This window comes from Parasaccharibacter sp. TMW 2.1891 (assembly GCF_023337675.1).
Classification (GTDB): Bacteria; Pseudomonadota; Alphaproteobacteria; order Acetobacterales; family Acetobacteraceae; genus Bombella; species Bombella apis.
The window spans coordinates 1-17,006 of the sequence record NZ_QORT01000002.1 but is presented as its reverse complement, the minus strand read 5'-3'; the positions used below and the strand labels follow the sequence as shown (position 1 = coordinate 17,006).

The 17,006-nt window shown below is 61.7% G+C and carries 16 protein-coding genes, 1 tRNA gene and 1 other RNA gene; 6 read left to right on the top strand and 12 right to left on the bottom strand.

Features of this window, described 5'->3' with window-relative positions; genetic code table 11:
• Window positions 1–5 precede the first annotated feature (5 nt).
• A complete protein-coding gene (locus DTJ15_RS05570; protein WP_181005183.1) occupies window positions 6–659 on the bottom strand; it encodes a d(CMP) kinase in 654 nt (217 codons plus the stop codon).
• Window positions 656–1,984, bottom strand: a complete 1,329-nt coding sequence (aroA, locus tag DTJ15_RS05565) for a 3-phosphoshikimate 1-carboxyvinyltransferase (RefSeq protein WP_249109636.1) — start codon at window positions 1,982–1,984, stop codon at window positions 656–658. Before aroA ends, DTJ15_RS05570 begins: the two co-directional genes overlap by 4 nt.
• A 223-nt stretch (window positions 1,985–2,207) precedes the next feature.
• Here aroA and DTJ15_RS05560 point away from each other — a divergent pair, with 223 nt between their 5' ends.
• Complete coding sequence (locus tag DTJ15_RS05560; protein ID WP_043558425.1) at window positions 2,208–2,525, top strand: TIGR02300 family protein; 318 nt, start codon at window positions 2,208–2,210, stop codon at window positions 2,523–2,525.
• A 79-nt stretch (window positions 2,526–2,604) separates the two neighbouring features.
• Entirely contained in the window at window positions 2,605–3,171 is a 567-nt protein-coding gene (locus DTJ15_RS05555) for a hypothetical protein (RefSeq protein WP_249109634.1), read from the top strand.
• On the opposite strand, the gene DTJ15_RS05550 is transcribed toward DTJ15_RS05555, so the two are convergent.
• The 8 genes from DTJ15_RS05550 to DTJ15_RS05515 all read right to left on the bottom strand — a co-directional run bounded on the left by DTJ15_RS05550 (window position 3,107) and on the right by DTJ15_RS05515 (window position 11,060).
• Entirely contained in the window at window positions 3,107–3,859 is a 753-nt protein-coding gene (locus tag DTJ15_RS05550) for an SDR family oxidoreductase (RefSeq protein WP_249109724.1), read from the bottom strand. The genes DTJ15_RS05555 and DTJ15_RS05550 overlap by 65 nt on opposite strands.
• Window positions 3,860–3,861: 2 nt before the next feature.
• On the bottom strand, window positions 3,862–4,428 hold the full coding sequence (recR, locus tag DTJ15_RS05545; protein ID WP_043557970.1) for a recombination mediator RecR: 567 nt from the start codon (window positions 4,426–4,428) through the stop codon (window positions 3,862–3,864).
• A 57-nt stretch (window positions 4,429–4,485) separates the two neighbouring features.
• Entirely contained in the window at window positions 4,486–4,809 is a 324-nt protein-coding gene (locus DTJ15_RS05540) for a YbaB/EbfC family nucleoid-associated protein (RefSeq protein ID WP_043557969.1), read from the bottom strand.
• 54 nt (window positions 4,810–4,863) lie between these two features.
• Window positions 4,864–6,951, bottom strand: a complete 2,088-nt coding sequence (locus DTJ15_RS05535) for a DNA polymerase III subunit gamma/tau (protein ID WP_249109633.1) — start codon at window positions 6,949–6,951, stop codon at window positions 4,864–4,866.
• A 76-nt stretch (window positions 6,952–7,027) separates the two neighbouring features.
• Window positions 7,028–7,124: signal recognition particle sRNA small type (ffs, locus tag DTJ15_RS05530), an RNA gene on the bottom strand.
• A gap of 70 nt (window positions 7,125–7,194) precedes the next feature.
• A complete protein-coding gene (gene ggt, locus DTJ15_RS05525) occupies window positions 7,195–9,018 on the bottom strand; it encodes a gamma-glutamyltransferase (protein WP_408902172.1) in 1,824 nt (607 codons plus the stop codon).
• Window positions 9,019–9,047: 29 nt separating this feature from the next.
• Window positions 9,048–9,848 (bottom strand): type I methionyl aminopeptidase, encoded by an 801-nt coding sequence (map, locus tag DTJ15_RS05520; RefSeq protein WP_043557966.1) that lies wholly within the window; start codon window positions 9,846–9,848, stop codon window positions 9,048–9,050.
• 213 nt (window positions 9,849–10,061) lie between these two features.
• A complete protein-coding gene (locus DTJ15_RS05515) occupies window positions 10,062–11,060 on the bottom strand; it encodes a D-alanyl-D-alanine carboxypeptidase family protein (protein ID WP_052348884.1) in 999 nt (332 codons plus the stop codon).
• Between the two features lie 319 nt (window positions 11,061–11,379).
• Here DTJ15_RS05515 and clpS point away from each other — a divergent pair, with 319 nt between their 5' ends.
• Window positions 11,380–11,760 carry an ATP-dependent Clp protease adapter ClpS gene (gene clpS / locus DTJ15_RS05510; protein ID WP_227431527.1) on the top strand — a complete coding sequence of 127 codons (381 nt, stop codon included), beginning with the start codon at window positions 11,380–11,382 and terminating at the stop codon, window positions 11,758–11,760.
• Window positions 11,761–11,843: 83 nt separating this feature from the next.
• Window positions 11,844–14,174: an ATP-dependent Clp protease ATP-binding subunit ClpA gene (gene clpA, locus DTJ15_RS05505; protein ID WP_249109631.1), complete on the top strand. Its 2,331-nt coding sequence runs from the start codon at window positions 11,844–11,846 to the stop codon at window positions 14,172–14,174.
• A 19-nt stretch (window positions 14,175–14,193) separates the two neighbouring features.
• Here clpA and DTJ15_RS05500 read toward each other — a convergent pair whose 3' ends face one another.
• On the bottom strand, window positions 14,194–14,691 hold the full coding sequence (locus DTJ15_RS05500) for a DUF3465 domain-containing protein (RefSeq protein WP_154981118.1): 498 nt from the start codon (window positions 14,689–14,691) through the stop codon (window positions 14,194–14,196).
• 182 nt (window positions 14,692–14,873) lie between these two features.
• Between DTJ15_RS05500 and DTJ15_RS05495 the strand changes: the two genes are divergently transcribed.
• On the top strand, window positions 14,874–15,893 hold the full coding sequence (locus DTJ15_RS05495; RefSeq protein WP_249109629.1) for an MBL fold metallo-hydrolase: 1,020 nt from the start codon (window positions 14,874–14,876) through the stop codon (window positions 15,891–15,893).
• Window positions 15,894–16,053: 160 nt separating this feature from the next.
• Window positions 16,054–16,848, top strand: a complete 795-nt coding sequence (locus DTJ15_RS05490) for an N-acetylmuramoyl-L-alanine amidase-like domain-containing protein (RefSeq protein ID WP_249109628.1) — start codon at window positions 16,054–16,056, stop codon at window positions 16,846–16,848.
• A gap of 47 nt (window positions 16,849–16,895) precedes the next feature.
• Here DTJ15_RS05490 and DTJ15_RS05485 read toward each other — a convergent pair.
• Window positions 16,896–16,972, bottom strand: a tRNA-Met gene (locus tag DTJ15_RS05485).
• Window positions 16,973–17,006: the final 34 nt, after the last annotated feature.

The window sequence follows — 17,006 nt, the reverse complement described above, 5'->3', positions numbered from 1 at the left end:
ATGAATCAGCGCCGGATGATGCCCTTTTCCTGCAGAATCTGGCAGACACGGTCCAGCACGTCGGCTGCATCCAGATCATCCGTTACAATCTGCACGGCATCCTCGGCCGGGCGCAACGGTGCCGTCTCGCGGGAGGCGTCCTGCTGATCCCGTGCATTGATGGCCGCCACTTCCTCAGCCAGCTGGGCCGGAGACGTGCATGGCTGACCATGCCGCTGCACATAACGCCGCTGGGCCCGGACCTCTGCCGAGGCCGTAATGAAGAATTTGGCGGTGGCATCAGGAAACACGACCGTCCCGATATCACGACCATCCACCACGGCACCCCGGGCCCGCCCGAAATGACGCTGCCGCTCCAGCAGAGCTTCCCGGACCTCCGGGTGCCGGGCCACGGCGGAGGCCGCCCGGTCCACCTCCGGCTCCCGCAGGTCGGTCCGGCGCATGTCCTCCGGCACGAGCTGACGGGCCTGCTCCGGCCCGTCATGAGCCGGATCGCCCCCCTGGTCCAGCACCCGGCGGGCCACGGCCCGATACAGCAGCCCCGTATCCAGATAAGGCAGCTCCAGCGTGTCCGCCAGCTGGCGGGCGAGCGTGCCCTTGCCTGCGGCGGCGGGGCCATCAATGGCGATGACCGGATATTTCATGCCCCGCCGGCTCATGCCTCCAGCCCCGCACCAAGACCATTCATCAGGGATACGAAACCGGGAAAGCTGGTCTCGATGAAGGCCGTATCATCAATATGGACCGGCTTCTCAGCCACCAGCCCCAGCACGGTGGCGCTCATGGCCAGACGGTGATCCATGTGGGTCTGGACCTTCCCACCACCAGGCAGGGTTTTCTGCCCCTCGATGATCAGATCATCTCCTTCGACATGCACCTTCGCCCCATTGGCCTCCAGCAGCGCCACGGTGGCGGCCAAGCGGTCACTCTCCTTCACCCGCAGCTCGGCAAGGCCCCGCAGGCGGGATGTACCCTCCGCAAACGCACAGGCCACGGCCAGAACCGGATATTCATCAATCATGGAGGGTACCCGCACAGCTGGAACATCCACCGCCTTCAGCCGCCCCGCACGAACATGCAGGTCTCCGATGACCTCCCCCCCTTCAATCCGCTCATCACGGACCTCCAGGGACGCCCCCATTTCCTTCAGGGTTTTGAACAGGCCGGTCCGCAGTGGATTCTGGCCCACTGCCTCCACGACAATCTCCGAACCCGGCACCAGCAGGGCCGCCACGACGGGGAAAGCCGCTGATGACGGGTCCCCCGGCACCAGCACGTCCTGCGCCACGAGGCGGGCCGGGCCTTTCAGCGTGATGCGCCGTCCGGCTCCGGGCAGCTCCTCGACCTTCACCTCCGTGCCGAAATGACGCAGCATGTTCTCGGTATGATCCCGGGTCGGGGCCGGCTCTTCCACCACCGTTTCCCCCTCGCAGTTCAGCCCTGCCAAAAGGATGGCGGATTTCACCTGTGCCGAGGCCACCGGCAGGCGGTAATGCAGCGGTTTCCCCTTGCCCGTTCCTTCCACGGCCATGGGCAGCTTCTGGCCCGCACGGGTCACGAATCGTGCCCCCATCTCACCCAGCGGAACGCTGACACGCCCCATCGGGCGGCTGCGGAGGGAGGCATCACCCGTCATGATGCTCATGAAGGGATGCGTCGCCAGAACACCACTGAGCAACCGGGCTGCCGTACCGGAATTGCCCATGTCCAGCACATCGGCAGGCTCTTTCAGCCCATCCACACCACAGCCATCGACAATCCAGCGGCCCTCTTCCCGGACGACCTTTGCCCCGAGGGCACGCATGGCCTCTGCCGTACGCAGCACGTCCTCACCTTCCAGCAGGCCGGAAATATGGGTCCGCCCTTCGGCAAGGGCGGCGAACATGAGCGCACGATGGCTGATGGACTTGTCTCCGGGAACACGGACCCGCCCGGCCAGCCCAGCCGGGGCAGAGGAGACTTTCAAGGGACGCTGTGCTGTCATAATCCTGCTTCACATCATCAAGGGTGGGATCATCCAATAGGACCAGACTACTCCATCCATCTGGAAAAGTCTGTCCCCCCATGCGGCAATTCTGCCAGCAGGAACGGACCCCGAGGCAGAGCTCCGCCTCTTCTGCCACCACATGGAGAAATATTTGACAGCGGGACATTTCGGTGGCATGGCCCAGTCACTTCTCTTTTGTGGCAACATGGGCTCCAGCATTATGGCAAAACCAGAACTCGGTCTGAAACGGACATGCGTTGACTGCAATGCACGCTTCTATGATCTCAACCGCGTACCGGCTGTCTGCCCGAAATGTGGGACAACCCAGCCCGGAAACCTCTCCCGCCTGAAGAAAGAGGACGAGCTGGCCGACGAGAAGGACAAGAATCTCGCCCAGGAAGAGCACGAGGATGATATGGACATCGACACTGGCGATGATGACGATGTCATCTCCGGTGATGATGATCTGGATGACGATGATGACATCAGCCAGGATATCGAGGTCTCGACCGACAAGGATGACCGGGACGATTCATAAAGGGCTCTCCCTGTTCTTCCCATGCAGGAGCCGCACCCCCACCCGGGTGCGGCTTTTCTGTCTGGGGATTGGCACCTGCATGGCCGGCATTGTGCAGGCCCATGCCGCAGCTCCCCGCCCAGCGACAGCAGAGGCCCTCGCACACGAGCTGGACCAACGGGCCAGTGCCACAGCCACCCTGCAACAGCACTGCCCCCGCCCCATTACAGCCCATCTTCTGGACAGAGCGGCGCCCCCTGCCCTCCAGCGGGACGCCAGACAGGCCCTGCAGGCCTCCCCAACAACACGACTGGTCGTCCGGCACGTCCAGCTTCTCTGCGGGCGGGCAGTATGGTCAGAGGCATGGAATCTATACCTGCCCGACCGTCTGACGCCAGACGCCCGCCGGAAACTGGCCGGAAGCCATGTGCCTTTCGGCCAGGCCGTTGGTGAGACCATCTTTTCCCGGCAGCGTCTTGGAAGCCGCTTCACAGGGCTGCCCGCAGGCGTCGTGCTGGAAAACCGGGCCATCCTCCACCGCAGGGTGGATCAGCGTGGTTTTTCCTATCTTGTTGAACGCTACAAAAAGGCGGCCCTTGAGATCAGGACGCCGCAGGCGACCAGTTCAGATGTTGCCCGCCATCAGGTGCCAGCATCTGTCCCGTGACAGATGGCAGCATCAGGAACATGCGGGCAATGGCAGCAATTTCATCCGGACCCGCACCCCGCTGAAGGGGTGTGCTGCGGCACATGCTCTCGAAATGGTCCAGAGACTGGCCTGCGGCAGGCAGGACAGGCCCCGGCCCGATGGCATTCACCCGAATGCGGGGTGCCAGCCCCAGAGCCATGCTGCGGGTCAGGCTCCATAAGGCAGAGCGGGATACGGTATAGCTGACAAAATGAGGCGTCAGATTCCAGACACGCTGGTCCAGCATGTTGAGGATCAGCCCCTCCGCTCCGTCCGGCAAGGAAACGGCCATAGCCTGGGACAGAACAAACGGAGCACGCAGGTTCGGCTCCATATGTGCATCCCAGCTTTCACGGGTCACGCCGCCCAGTTCATCCCGTTCAAAAACGGACGCATTGTTGATGAGAACGCCAACCGGCCCCAGCCTGGCCTCAACCTCCGCCAACAGGGGCAGCAGAGTAGCCTCCTCCGCCAGATCAGCCTGCACGACACAGCCACGACCATCAATCTGCCGCAGCAGGGCCTCGGCCTCATCACGGCTGTGGCGGCAATGGATGGCCACGGCAAAGCCTTCCCGAGCCAGCATCTCCACCATCGCCCGGCCGAGGCGACGGGCTCCCCCCGTTACCAGCGCAACACGGGGCATATGGGGCGACAGACCAAACATGCTCACAGAACCTTCCGGGATGACATGGCGGCCGCCAGCGTGCCTTCATCCAGCACATCCAGCGCTCCTCCCATCGGCATGCCGTGACCCAGACGGCTCACCGCCACCTTGTGAGGGGCCAGTTTTTCCTGCAACCAATGGGCCGTGGTCGCACCATCCACCGTGGCTCCAAGGGCAAGAATGACCTCTTCCACCTCGCCTGACTGCACACGCTCCATGAGGCCCGTCAGATTGAGGTCTTCCGGCCCACAGCCTGAAAGGGCCGACAGCACACCACCCAGTACCTGATACCGCCCCCGATGCATTCCGGACCGCTCCAGCGCCCAGAGGTCACCAACACTCTCCACCACACAGATGACTGATGGATCACGCTGGGGGTCTGCACAGAGCGAACAGGGTGTACAGCTGTCCAGGTTGCCGCATTGCGGGCAGGTATGGATCGACTGTGCCGCCGCCTGCATGGCAGCAATCAGGGGCTGGAGACGTGCCTCTGGTGCCTGGAGGAGCGCCAGAGCCGCCCGACGGGCCGAACGGGGGCCAAGGCCGGGCAGACGGGCCAGACGGGACATCAGGGTTTCGATTTCGGGGCTTATGCGCACGTCAGACCCTCATCCTCGCTCCGGCTTTCAGAAAGGCAGGTCCATGCCCGGCGGCAGCTGGAGACCACCGGTGACCTTCTTCATCTCCTCCCGGCTCATGGCTTCCGTTTTGCTGCGGGCATCGGCAAAGGCAGCGACGATCAGGTCCTGCATGGTCTCCATGTCTTCCGGATCAGCCAGTTTGGGGTCGATCGTGATGGACTTGAGCGCCCCCTTGCCCGTCAGGGTCAGCCGTACCAGCCCGTTGCCGGCCTCACCGTCAACCTCCGCACTCTCCAGCCTGGCCTGAACCTCTTTCATGCGGGCCTGCATCTGTGTGGCCTGCTTCATCATGCCAGCAAGATTTTTCATCACGTCACTCCTTGGTTACAGAACTGGGCCGGGGCCATGGTGACCTCTGACGGCTCAGTAAAACTCATCCTCATCAGGGTAATCGGCATCCGGCGGGGCAAATTCAAAATCAGGCGGCACGTCTTCCCCCAAAGGCACCACCGTCTCCGGCGGCAGGCCGTAATCATCCAGAGTATGATCCCGCACCTCACCAATCTGGGCATGCGGAAACCGCTGCATGATGGCCCGGACCAGCGGATGCTGCCTGGCCTTGTCCTGATGCAGGGCGATGATTTCTGCCCCCTGCTCGTCCAGCGTCGCCTCACCCTGTTCTTCGGAGGCAACCACCTGCCAGCGGCCGGGATAGAGCCTGTCCAGCAGGGCTGTCAGGGCACGGAAGGCCTGCCGCTTCTGATCCCGGTCATTTTCAGCCAGACGGAGCACGAGACGGGGCGGCTCGAACTCCACGACATGCCCCAGATGCCGCAGCGTTCCGTGGAGACGGGCTTCCTTCTGCTGCCCCACAAGCGCAACCAGCTCCCGCCAGCTTCGGGGCATGGGCGGAATGGCCTCGCCCGCACCGCCATCATCCGGCCCCGGCCCTTCATCACGGGCCGACACGGCTGTGCCATTCTCCGTGGCCAGACGCAGGGGCTGCCTCGCAGGGACCGGTTCCGGAGCAGGCCCGTCCAGCTGCGGCTTCAGGACGGTACTGCCCTGACGGACCACATCACTCCCCCCGGCCATCGTCCCAGCCCCCTGCACGAAAGCTGAAGGCCCACTTCCCTCCTGCCCCCGGGGAACGGAAGACCGGGACACGGATGAGGACACGCCCCCTGCTGGAGCCGTCCCCCCGCCATGAGCGGCAGATGAAGCGGCATTTCCCTGCGGACCGGACCGTCCCTCGGTCTGGATGGCACCGGAAGACGATGCCTCCTGCATCTGCCGGATCAGCCTGTCCGGCGTGGGCAGGAGACTGGCATGACAGAGACGGATCAGCACCATCTCGGCTGCCTGCTGCCGGTCCGGAGCGGCTTCCACCTCGGCCAGCCCCTTCAGGAGCAGCTGCCAGGCCCGCCCCAGAACCGTGACCCCCACATGATCCACGATCACCCCGCCACGGACCTTCTCCATTTCCGGCAGTTCTGGGCCGTCACGCAGTTCCGGCAGGGCCTTGATGCGGGAGAGAAGGTGCAGCACGTCCATCAGGTCCGTCAGCAGGACGCCCAGATCAGCCCCACGGGCATAAGCCCGCCCGGCAATCTCCAGCACGGGCGCCACCTGCCCGTGCAGGGCGGCCTCCAGCAGGTCGAACACCATGCCACGGTCCGCCAGCCCCAGCATGTCCGCCACGCTGGCCGTATCGGACGCTCCCTGTGCGATGGCCTGATCCAGCAGGGACAGGCCGTCACGCACGGAACCGTCAGCGGCTCTGGCAATGAGGGCCAAAGCCCCCTCTTCCAGCTCCGCCCCCTCCTTGCGGGCGATGCGGGCAAAATGCTCGGCCAGCATGGCCTGCGGCACACGCTGGAGGTCGAAACGCTGGCAGCGGGACAGCACCGTGACAGGCACCTTCCGCAGTTCGGTCGTGGCAAAGATGAAGGTGACCTGTGCCGGAGGTTCCTCCAGCGTCTTCAGCAGCGCATTGAAGGCATTGCGGGACAGCATGTGCACTTCGTCAATCACGAAGACCTTCATGCGGGCCTGCATGGGGCGGAACCGGGCGGCCTCGATGATCTCCCGCACATCATCCACGCCCGTGCGGGAGGCAGCATCCATCTCCAGCACATCAGGATGACGGTCTGCCAGAATGGCCTTGCAGTTGGGGCAGACACCGCAGGGATCAGCCGTCGGGCCACCCCTGCCATCCACGCCGGTGCAGTTCAGGGCACGGGCGATGATCCGGGCCGTGGTGGTTTTGCCCACGCCCCGCACCCCTGTCAGCATGAAGGCATGGGCCACACGGCCCACGGCAAAGGCCCGGCGCAGGATGCGGACGAGGCTCTCCTGACCGATCAGGTCATCGAATGTCTGGGGACGGTATTTGCGGGCCAGAACACGGTAGGGTGCCTTCTGTTCCGAAGGAACGGCATCCACTGGGGCAGCATCGGAGAAAAAACCGGCTCCGCCTTCGGGTGGGAGGGGAATGTCTTCTTCGCTCACGGCTGCAACGTGCCTCCCACAGCTTTCATCGTCTGGAAAGGACGCCCCGGAGGCACACGGGCCTGCACGGCAATCGCAAGGAGACCGGACACCCGACCCGACACGAGCCCACTACGGCTGCTCCCTTCCGGGCCTGACCGGGTTCGCAGGTCAGCCGCCCGGGGCCGATCTCCCAAGCGGGCTTCTAGCACAGGAACAGGGGGGGCAGGCAAGCCCTTACTTTCCACCACACCCCATGCCCTTTCAGGGGGCGACAGCCGCACCACCGGGATGCCGGGGGTCCGCCACGCCATAGAACGGGCCGATCCCCTTCCGGGCCGGGTCCTGACCATCCAGCCGGGGCCCCCCGACCAGAATCGCCTCCGTGATGCCCCACGGACGATGGGGGATGAAATGGTACCCTTCCTGTTCCAGCGTCTTCTGCACGTCCGGACTCAGGGCGCCCGTCTCCATCTCCACATCATCGGGCTTCCATTGCTCATGCAGGCGGGGCAGATCGACCGCCTGTGCCAGGTCCAGCCCATAATCCACCACGCCCAGCAGGCTGGACAGCACGATGGTAGGAATGCGGGAGCCACCGGGGCTGCCTGTGACCATCACGACATGCCCGTTCCGGCTCACGATCGTCGGGGACATGGATGACAGGGGCGTCTTGCCCGGCGCAATGGCATTGGCCACAGAACCGACAATGCCGAACATGTTCGGCTCTCCCGGCTTGATGGAGAAATCGTCCATCTCGTCATTCATCCAGATGCCGGTGCGCCCCCCCATGACGCCCGCTCCAAACCAGCCATTGAGCGTATAGGTGGTGGACACCGCCATGCCATGGGAATCGATCGTGGAAAAATGGGTCGTCTCGTGCTTCTCCACGGCCGGGCCGGAAGTCGGCACGCTCCTGCCGGGGGCCGGACGCCCGACCTGAAGCGTATCGGATGGCACGGCCCTGTCCCTGGGCAGGGCGGCCCGTATCTGCCCGGCGTAAGTGGGGTTGAGGAAATAGGAAACCGGATTGACGACAAAGGCCGGATCACCAAGGTCCCGCCTGTCGGAATAGGCATGACGCATGGCCTCCAGCTCCAGCTGGACGGCAGGCGCACTGTGCAGGCCAAGGCGACCCATGTCATACCCGGACAGAATGTTCAGCACCTCGCACAGGGCCACGCCACCACCGCTTGGCGGAGGTGCCGTCTCGATCTGATAGCCACGATACTGGCAGGTGACCGGCTCCATGAAGCGTGGCTTATAGGCACGAAAATCCGCTTCCGTCAGGAAGCCGCCACCCAGACGGGAGGCCCGGAGGATTTCCGAGGCTATGGGGCCACGATAAAAGGCGCCCCTGCCATCCCTGGCGATCAGTTCCAGCGACCGGGCCAGACCGGGCTGGACCAGCCTGTCCCCCACGGCCAGCTCCGTCCCGTCAGGCCGCAGGAAAATGCTACGGGCATACTCATCCTGCCGGAAATAGTCGGTGGACGTGTGCAGAAGCTCCACGTCACCTTCCTCCAGAACGAAACCGTCCCGGGCCAGGGCGATGGCCGGGGCCATGTCCTTCGCCCGACTCAGCCGTCCCCAGCGCTTCCGCACGGCCTCCAGCCCGGCGACCGTCCCCGGTACGGCCACGGCTTTCCAGCCCACCGTGGAAAGACCCGGTTTCACCCGGCCTTCTTCATCCAGATACATGGCAGGCTGGGAACGCAGGGGTGCATGTTCCCGGAAGTCGATGAATACCGCAGGACCATGCGGGGGGCGCAGTGTCATGAAGCCGCCACCGCCCAGATTGCCCGCCGCTGGATAGACCACGGCCAGCGCATAACCGACGGCCACGGCAGCATCGGCGGCATTGCCGCCCTCACGCAGAATCCGTGCCCCTGCCTCGGAGGCCAGATGCTGGGCAGAGACGACCATGCCCGCCTCCCCCTTCACCAGCGTGCCGGGGCGGGTGGTGTCCGGCCCATAGGCCAGCGGGTCATGTGCTGCACTCAGCGTCTCGGCCTGGGACAGGGCCACGCTGCCCAGCACCATGCTCCCCAGAGCCAGCCGGGCAGCCAGTTTACGCAATGCCATCATGACGGGCTTCCTTGTCCACGAAACAGATTTCAGAGGGCGTAAGGCGGTTTCGTATAACCACGGGGCGACAGGGTGAAGATTTCATACCCGTCTTCCGTCACACCCAGCTGATGCTCGAACTGGGCGGACAGGGAGCGGTCCCGTGTCACGGCCGTCCAGTCATCGGCCAGCACTTTCACGTCCGGGCGGCCAAGATTGAGCATCGGCTCGATGGTGAAGACCATGCCCGCTTTCAGTATCGTACCCTGGCCGGGCCGGCCATAATGCAGGACGCTTGGCGCCTCATGGAAGTTGCGGCCAATCCCATGCCCGCAGAAATCCCGCACCACGCCAAGGCGGTGCTTCTCCGCAAAGCTCTGGATGGCATGACCGATATCGCCCAGCGTGGCCCCGGGCCGCACCTGCTCGATCCCCAGCATGAGCGCCTGATAGGTCAGGTCGATGAGCTTCTCGGCCTTGCGGGGCGGCTTGCCCACGACATACATGCGGGACGTGTCGCCATACCAGCCATTCAGGATGGAAGTGACGTCAATATTGAGGATGTCCCCCTCCTGAAGGCGTCTGTCACCGGGAATCCCGTGGCAGACAACATGATTGAGGGAAATGCAGCAGGATTTCGGGAAACCGTGATAGTTGAGCGGGGCTGGCGTTGCGCCATGCTCCAGCGTGTATTCATGTACAATCCTGTCCAGCTCACCTGTCGTGATGCCGGGACGTACATGCTCGGTGATCATGTCCAGCGTGGCGGCGGCCAGCTGCCCGGCTGCCTTGAGATGCCTGAAATCGTCCGTCGTGTAATGCTGGATGCTGCGCCCGTCCTGAGAAGACATGAAGTATCGTAATCCCTGTTCTTGTTCTGTGATGTGCTGTCGGCTCGACCATGATGTCGGAACTGCCCGCAGAATGCGCCCTGCCCTGCCCCAGTGCAAGACCCTCTCAGACACGGCCAAGTGACCGCCCCTCAACTGCCGGAAGCGGAACAGCCTGCCAGACAGAAAAAAGCCCCTCCGGCCATGGGGGCGGAGGGGCTTCCGGCTGTAGCCTCAGGAGCGATGATGCCCCCGGCGTGAGGCCCATGAATGATGCAGCCCCCGTGGAGCGCCGTGAGACCGGTAAGTGACCAGCACGACTCCCCGCCGCAGATGGGAACGGTGCGCCACCCGGCTGCCACCATGCCGGGCCAGGGCGTAATAATGACCCGGCTGCTTGAGCAGCGGCAGCGGGGCCTGCCCGGAAGCGGAAAAACCATCATCCAGCAGGGAAATCATTGTCTGGTTCCGGCTTTCATTGCTGGAAGCCCCCAGCACGACGCCAATCAGCCGCACCTGCCCCTGCTGGGCAGAGCTGACAAGATTGTGCCCTGCCAGATCGGTATAACCGGTCTTGAAGCCATCTGCCCCCTGATACACCCCAAGGAGCGGGTCGTGGTTGGGGATCATGTGACGGCGGAACGGGAATTCACGCACGCCGAAATAATGGTAATACTGGGGGAAATCCCGCATCAGGGCCCGTGCCAGCACGGACAGGTCCCGGGCCGTGGTGACCTGATCCGGGTCGGGCAGGCCGGAGGCATTGCGAAATGTCGTATGGGCCATGCCGAGCCGCCGGGCCTGATAGGTCATCAGTGCGGCGAAGCGGGTCTCATCCCCACCCCCCAGGTACTCGCCCAGCACGCAGGCCGCATCATTGGCAGACTTGGTGACAAGGGCCAGAATGGCCTGCTCCACCGCCAGATGCGTCCCCGGGCGCATACCCAGTTTCGATGGGGCCTGCATGGAGGCATGGATGGAAACCGGCATGCTGTCCTGAAGGGTGATGCTGCCCCGCTCCAGGGCCTGGAAGGTCATGTACAGCGTCATCATCTTTGTCAGGGAAGCGGGATAACGCTGGAGGTCGGCATCCGACTCGGACAGGACGGCTCCTGTCCGGGCATCAATGACCAGGGACGATACATGTCCGGCAAACTGCGCCCGTGCCGTACCGGAGAAAGCAGCCAGGGCGACCACACACGAAAACAGGGTACGACTGAAAAACGGGCGCATCAGAAGGAATCATCCCCAGTTTGTCTGGAATCCATAAAAACCGTGCAACTCTAGTCTTCAGTACCTGAGAATGTCCAGATTTTTCCACCAGACATGCCAGATATCCTCCCGGCCCATAAAGTTGAAAAAACGTTTTCACCACAACCCTGTTATGAACCAGAAAGGCAGCAGGCAGCATGACCGGCAGAAAAACGCCATATGCCTCTGTATCATGATGGGGCCAACGCCATCCCGTCAGAGCATCACACCATGCCCTTCGTGCATTTTCCTGATACAAGAAAATAAGTCATATTTACCAACCAGTTCAGGAGCGTCCCCCATGCAGCACAGGCCACATGCCATGACATATGGGCTTCCCATGGCCTCTGCCATAGACGATACCGGCATGGCCCTGCCTGTCCACGCTGCCCGGGAAGACACACTGACATCCCGCAAGACGGATATCGCCTACCCCTCCATGTACAATGTCATCCTGCTGAATGATGACTACACCCCCATGGATTTCGTGGTGTTCGTGCTGGAACAGTTCTTTGACAAATCCCCCGCAGAAGCACAGGCTATCATGCTGGAGGTCCACAACCGGGGCAGCGGAGTCTGCGGGATTTTCACCTATGAAATTGCAGAAACGAAGGTCGGACAGGTCATGGACCTTGCCCAGAAGAACCAGCACCCTCTCCAGTGCACCCTTGAGAAAGCCTGAGGCCATCGCCACTTGATATCCTGACAGATTTCTGTACCGCCGCTTCATCATTCTGACATTCCTTCATGGCACAAGGAGCGCCTATGTTGTCCTCCACACTTGAACAGACGCTTCAGCGTGCGCTCCTCCTTGCGGGTCAGAATCACCACGAATTCATCACACTGGAACATCTCCTCTTTGCTCTCTGTGATGACCGTGATGCCATGGCGATCTTTTCAGCATGCCGGATCGACCTTGAGCTGCTCCGGCAGGATGTCGACCATTTTCTCCTGCATGAGCAGCAGGCCATCATCCGCCCCGAGCTGGACGATGCCCCCCAGCCGACAGCCGCCTTCCAGAGGGTGATCCAGCGGGCGGCAGTCCATATCCAGAGTGCAGGCCAGGCCATCATGACAGGAGCCCATGTACTGGTCTCCATGTTCGCCGAGAAAGAAAGTCACGCCGTTTTCTTCCTCCAGCAGCGGGGCCTGACACGGCTGAATGCCATCCATGCCATGCGGCATGACGACGTGGCAGACATCCCGCCGCAGACTGGCCAGACCGGCCGCAGGACCAGGGCCTCCCGCAAAGATGGTGGAGAAAGCAGCGAACCTGCCGAGGCCGACCAGAAAGAGGCCCTCCAGACCTACTGCACGGACCTCAACGAGCGGGCCCGCCGTGATGGAATCGACCCGCTCATCGGTCGGGAAAAGGAAGTGGAGCGGGTTGTCCAGATCCTCTGCCGCCGGACAAAGAACAACCCCCTGCTGGTTGGTGATCCCGGTGTTGGCAAGACCGCCATTGCCGAAGGGCTGGCCCAGAGAATCGTGAAAGGCCAGGTGCCCGCCATCCTGGCTGATGCCCGCCTGTACAGCTTGGACCTCGGTGCCCTGCTGGCCGGTACACGCTACCGTGGCGATTTTGAAGAACGCCTGAAGACCATCATGAGCGAACTGGAGCAGAAGCCGGGCAGCCTGCTCTTCATTGATGAAATCCACATGCTCATCGGGGCGGGCGCCACGACCAATGGCTCCATGGATGCCTCCAACCTGCTAAAACCGGCTCTGGCAACCGGGAAGCTGCATTGCATCGGCTCCACCACCTATCAGGAATATCGGCAGCATTTCGAGAAGGACCACGCCCTGACACGGCGTTTCCAGAAGATTGATGTCACCGAACCCTCACAGACCGACACGATCCGCATCCTGCGGGGCCTGAAGGAACGGTATGAGGAGCATCACGACATCCGTTTCACAGACCCGGCCATCCGCAGTGCTGTGGAGCTGTCGGTCCGATACATCCATGACCGGAAACTGCCTGACAAAGCCATCGACATCATCGATGAGGCCGGCGCCGCCTGCCGCCTCCTGCCCAGCAGCCGCAGACGGCGCACGGTTGGTGTTCGAGACATCGAAGCAACTGTGGCACGCATTGCCCATATCCCTCCCCGTCATCTCTCCGCAGATGACAGGACTTCCATCCGCCATCTGCCCGCCGACCTCCGCAAGGCCGTCTTCGGCCAGGATGAAGCACTGGATGCGCTCTCTTCGGCTGTCATGCTCTCCCGGGCCGGGCTGCGGGATACGGAAAAAACTATCGGTAGCTATCTCTTCTCCGGTCCAACAGGTGTTGGCAAGACGGAGGCAGCACGGCAGCTCGCCCAATCCCTGGGGATCAAGCTAATCCGTTTTGACATGTCGGAATATATGGAAGCTCATTCCATCTCCCGGCTGATCGGTACACCACCGGGCTATGTAGGGTTTGAACAAGGTGGCCTGCTGACCAGCGCCATAGACCAGACACCCCATGCCGTCCTACTACTGGATGAGATTGAGAAAGCCCATCCAGACCTTTTCAACATCCTGCTTCAGGTCATGGATCATGGCAAGCTGACGGACAATACCGGCAAAACGGTGGATTTCCGCAATGTCATTCTCATCATGACCAGCAATGCCGGAGCCAGTGATCTTTCCAAAGAAGCCATCGGCTTTGCACGCACTGCCCGCTCCGGTGATGACGAGGAAGCCATCAAGCGGCTTTTCTCACCCGAATTCCGTAACCGGCTGGATGCCATCATCCCCTTCGCCCCGCTGACACCCGCTGTGGTGGCCCACGTCGTAGAGAAATTCCTTGCCCAGCTGACCACCATGCTGGCGGCCAAAAACGTCTCCCTGCACCTCACCGCCGGTGCCCGGGCATGGCTGGCTGAACGGGGTTACGACCGGACGAATGGAGCCCGCCCGCTGGGCCGCCTGATCCAGAACCACATCAAGAAACCATTGGCCGAGGAAATTCTCTTTGGCAGGCTGACAGATGGGGGAACCGTCAAAATCGGGGCACGTGATGGCCAGCTGACCTTCACCATCTCCGCTGCGCCTGCGGCACCATCAGACAGAAAGGGCCGCAAACGGGCAGGAACACTCACCCCGGCCTGACACCGGGGTGGGCCGGTCTTCAATCGTAACGCTGACCGTTCACGCTGACATAGCCCGGCCACGGCCAGTGACGGCCCGTGCCATGATGGGTCCAGTCCAACCCCTGACGGCCAGGCCCATCATAATAATACCGCCCCTGCACCTCGACCTGGTCTCCGGTCTTCACCCATGGCCATGACGGGGCCTTCATCTCATCCAGATTGGACACCACACGGATGGGCTGGCCGCCCGCAACGGACATCAGAAAATAACCATGCATCCCGCTTCGGCTGCGACGGGCCCGGAAGACCTTCACAACGGTTCCGCAGACATGCTCTGGCAGGTCCAGATGCTGCCCATAGGGCACCTGCCGATGGGCAAACTGCTGGGCGTATCCTGCCTGATCCTTTACAAACCGGGCATTGTCACACTGTGCCGGCATGGTGGCTTCTGCCTTTGCCGGATGGCTCAGGGCCATCACACCAGCCAGAGCCGCAAGCATGCCTGCCCTCATCATGACGGGATGAAAAAACCGCATATCTTCTCCTTTTCCTCCCCCTTCCCCCACGGGCGAGGCAGGAGTATCCTTGGAATGTTTCATCATTACTGGAACAATTGCCAGACATGATGCCCATTCATTACCGGATGACCCCTTAACGGCTCAACCATATTCGTGGCCGGGCGTTCCACCACCACCTTACCGTCAGGGAGGGAAAAACCATGCCTCTACATCACCTGAAAACGCTCCGTGACCGACTGAAAACCAGCCGGGCTGGAGCTGGGGAAACGCCTGTCACCTTTGCTGACAGCAACCCGGTTTTCGAGATCGTGGCCCTCGGTGTGCGGAGTGGTGTTGCAGATGGCAATCTGTCCTCCTACCTGATCCGCCCTCTGGGCACGAATGAGGCCGTCATCTGCGATGCAGGCACTCTGGGGCACGGGCTGAAACGGGCCGAGGCCCGAGGTGTCCTGAATGACATTCCCATCATGCCCGATTCCGCCCTTGGCCGGGCCGGTCATGTGCTCAAGCAAACTGTCCGGGCTTATCTCATCAGCCATGCCCATCTCGACCACGTGGCTGGGCTGGTTCTTTCCTCTCCCGAGGACACAGCAAAACCCATCTACGCCCTGCCGCAGACCAATGCCATCCTGTCAGACCATCTCTTCAATGGCCGTGTCTGGGGAGCCATGGGGGATAGAGGGCCGGAGCCCCATATTGGAAAATATACCTACAAAGACATGCACCCTGGCAAAAGCCAGACCATTGAAGGCAGTGGGCTGACCATCACAGCGTGGCCGCTCAGCCATGCCAGTACAACATCCACGGCTTTTCTGATCCAGCATCACGGGCGGGCTATCCTCTATATGGGCGACACACAGGCCGATCAGCCTGACGGACCACAAAACCTGCACGAGCTCTGGGAGGCCATCGCACCACTGGTTCGGGATAAAAAACTCCATACCATCATCATGGGTGTGACCTATCCAGATGAGCAGCCAGATAACGCCCTGTGCGGCCAGCTCCGCCCGAAAGACCTTCTGCAGAGCCTGCGTGACCTCGGCCATGTCTGTGGAGGACGCCATCATATCCGTGGATTACGGGTCCTCGTCGGCCATGTGAAGGAAACCTTTCATGAAGGCGGCAACCCCGTCCAGCATCTCTACCGGGAGCTACAGGATGGCAATGACATTGGCATTCACTTCATGATGGCAGAACAGAGCGCACGCTACCTTGTCTGACGGGTATCGTTCCAACAACCAAATGAAAAGACGGGCCTTCCTCACCGGCCTTGGTGTGGGAGGCCTGACTTTTTCAGGCCCGGCTCTGGCGAAGATAACCGGGCCCCATCATACACGACATGAGCACCGGTCCCATCACTGCGAGACCGCCCCTACCGTCATGCCTTCTGACGCACCACCTCTCAGCGCTCTGTCAGATACGACCCGCCAACAGATTTCCCGGCTCATCCATATCGCTCCGCACAGATCACGGCAGGAGCGCATCGTCCTGATCTCACAGGCCATGAAGGGCACGCCCTATCTGGCCCAGCCGCTCATTGGCTCTGCCACCACACCAGAAGAGCTTGTTCTTTCGTGGCGGGGTGTAAACTGCATGACATTCGTGGAAATTGTTCTGGCTGCCAGCATGAGCCTTACTGTGGAACAGTTCATCCATGCACTAATCGCCACACGATACAGCCACCATCATGTCAGCTTTAGGGAACGGCGGCACTTCCTGAGTGACTGGCTACATGGGGCGCCTGTTCTCTGCCGTGATCTTGGCCCCTGTTTTCCCTATGCGCGAACAGTAGAGAAAACACTGAACCTAAAACTTCCTTCGCCGGATAACGGGCATGATACATCCAGTCCGCCTACGGATCGTTATGTGCCGGGTCTTCCTGTGAAAAGACGCCACATTACCTATCTGCCCACACGCCCTTTTCTTGACGATCTACAGGCCGGTGGTGTTCGCAGGATTGTAAAAACAGGCGATGTTATCGGTATTTACAGCCCATTGGCAGGGCTGGATGTCTTCCACATAGGCTTGGCAATCTGGCAGAACCACAGCCTGTACTTCCGCAACGCCTCATCCCTGCCGGAACATCGTTATGTTGTGGATACACCTCTAGACCACTATCTCCAGCAACGCCGAGGAATCGTCCTATACCGACCTATGCAAAGGAATGGAGAATAACCCACGGGAGGACCATGGCTATCTGGCGGTATCTGATTTTGTGGGTATGGATGCGGGGGTAGGATTTGAACCTACGACCTTCAGGTTATGAGCCTGACGAGCTACCGGGCTGCTCCACCCCGCGTTGGTGGGTGGTTTTTATGGGTGTGGGTGAGCGA

What these genes read in the sequence shown, in the direction of transcription:
- DTJ15_RS05570 (WP_181005183.1), bottom strand. Translation starts at nt 659, where the DNA reads ATGAGCCGGCGGGGCATGAAATATCCGGTCATCGCCATTGATGGCCCC.
- aroA (WP_249109636.1), bottom strand. Translation starts at nt 1,984, where the DNA reads ATGACAGCACAGCGTCCCTTGAAAGTCTCCTCTGCCCCGGCTGGGCTG.
- DTJ15_RS05560 (WP_043558425.1), top strand. Translation starts at nt 2,208, where the DNA reads ATGGCAAAACCAGAACTCGGTCTGAAACGGACATGCGTTGACTGCAAT.
- DTJ15_RS05555 (WP_249109634.1), top strand. Translation starts at nt 2,605, where the DNA reads ATGGCCGGCATTGTGCAGGCCCATGCCGCAGCTCCCCGCCCAGCGACA.
- DTJ15_RS05550 (WP_249109724.1), bottom strand. Translation starts at nt 3,859, where the DNA reads ATGTTTGGTCTGTCGCCCCATATGCCCCGTGTTGCGCTGGTAACGGGG.
- recR (WP_043557970.1), bottom strand. Translation starts at nt 4,428, where the DNA reads ATGTCCCGTCTGGCCCGTCTGCCCGGCCTTGGCCCCCGTTCGGCCCGT.
- DTJ15_RS05540 (WP_043557969.1), bottom strand. Translation starts at nt 4,809, where the DNA reads ATGAAAAATCTTGCTGGCATGATGAAGCAGGCCACACAGATGCAGGCC.
- ggt (WP_408902172.1), bottom strand. Translation starts at nt 9,018, where the DNA reads ATGATGGCATTGCGTAAACTGGCTGCCCGGCTGGCTCTGGGGAGCATG.
- map (WP_043557966.1), bottom strand. Translation starts at nt 9,848, where the DNA reads ATGTCTTCTCAGGACGGGCGCAGCATCCAGCATTACACGACGGACGAT.
- DTJ15_RS05515 (WP_052348884.1), bottom strand. Translation starts at nt 11,060, where the DNA reads ATGCGCCCGTTTTTCAGTCGTACCCTGTTTTCGTGTGTGGTCGCCCTG.
- clpS (WP_227431527.1), top strand. Translation starts at nt 11,380, where the DNA reads ATGCAGCACAGGCCACATGCCATGACATATGGGCTTCCCATGGCCTCT.
- clpA (WP_249109631.1), top strand. Translation starts at nt 11,844, where the DNA reads ATGTTGTCCTCCACACTTGAACAGACGCTTCAGCGTGCGCTCCTCCTT.
- DTJ15_RS05500 (WP_154981118.1), bottom strand. Translation starts at nt 14,691, where the DNA reads ATGCGGTTTTTTCATCCCGTCATGATGAGGGCAGGCATGCTTGCGGCT.
- DTJ15_RS05495 (WP_249109629.1), top strand. Translation starts at nt 14,874, where the DNA reads ATGCCTCTACATCACCTGAAAACGCTCCGTGACCGACTGAAAACCAGC.
- DTJ15_RS05490 (WP_249109628.1), top strand. Translation starts at nt 16,054, where the DNA reads ATGCCTTCTGACGCACCACCTCTCAGCGCTCTGTCAGATACGACCCGC.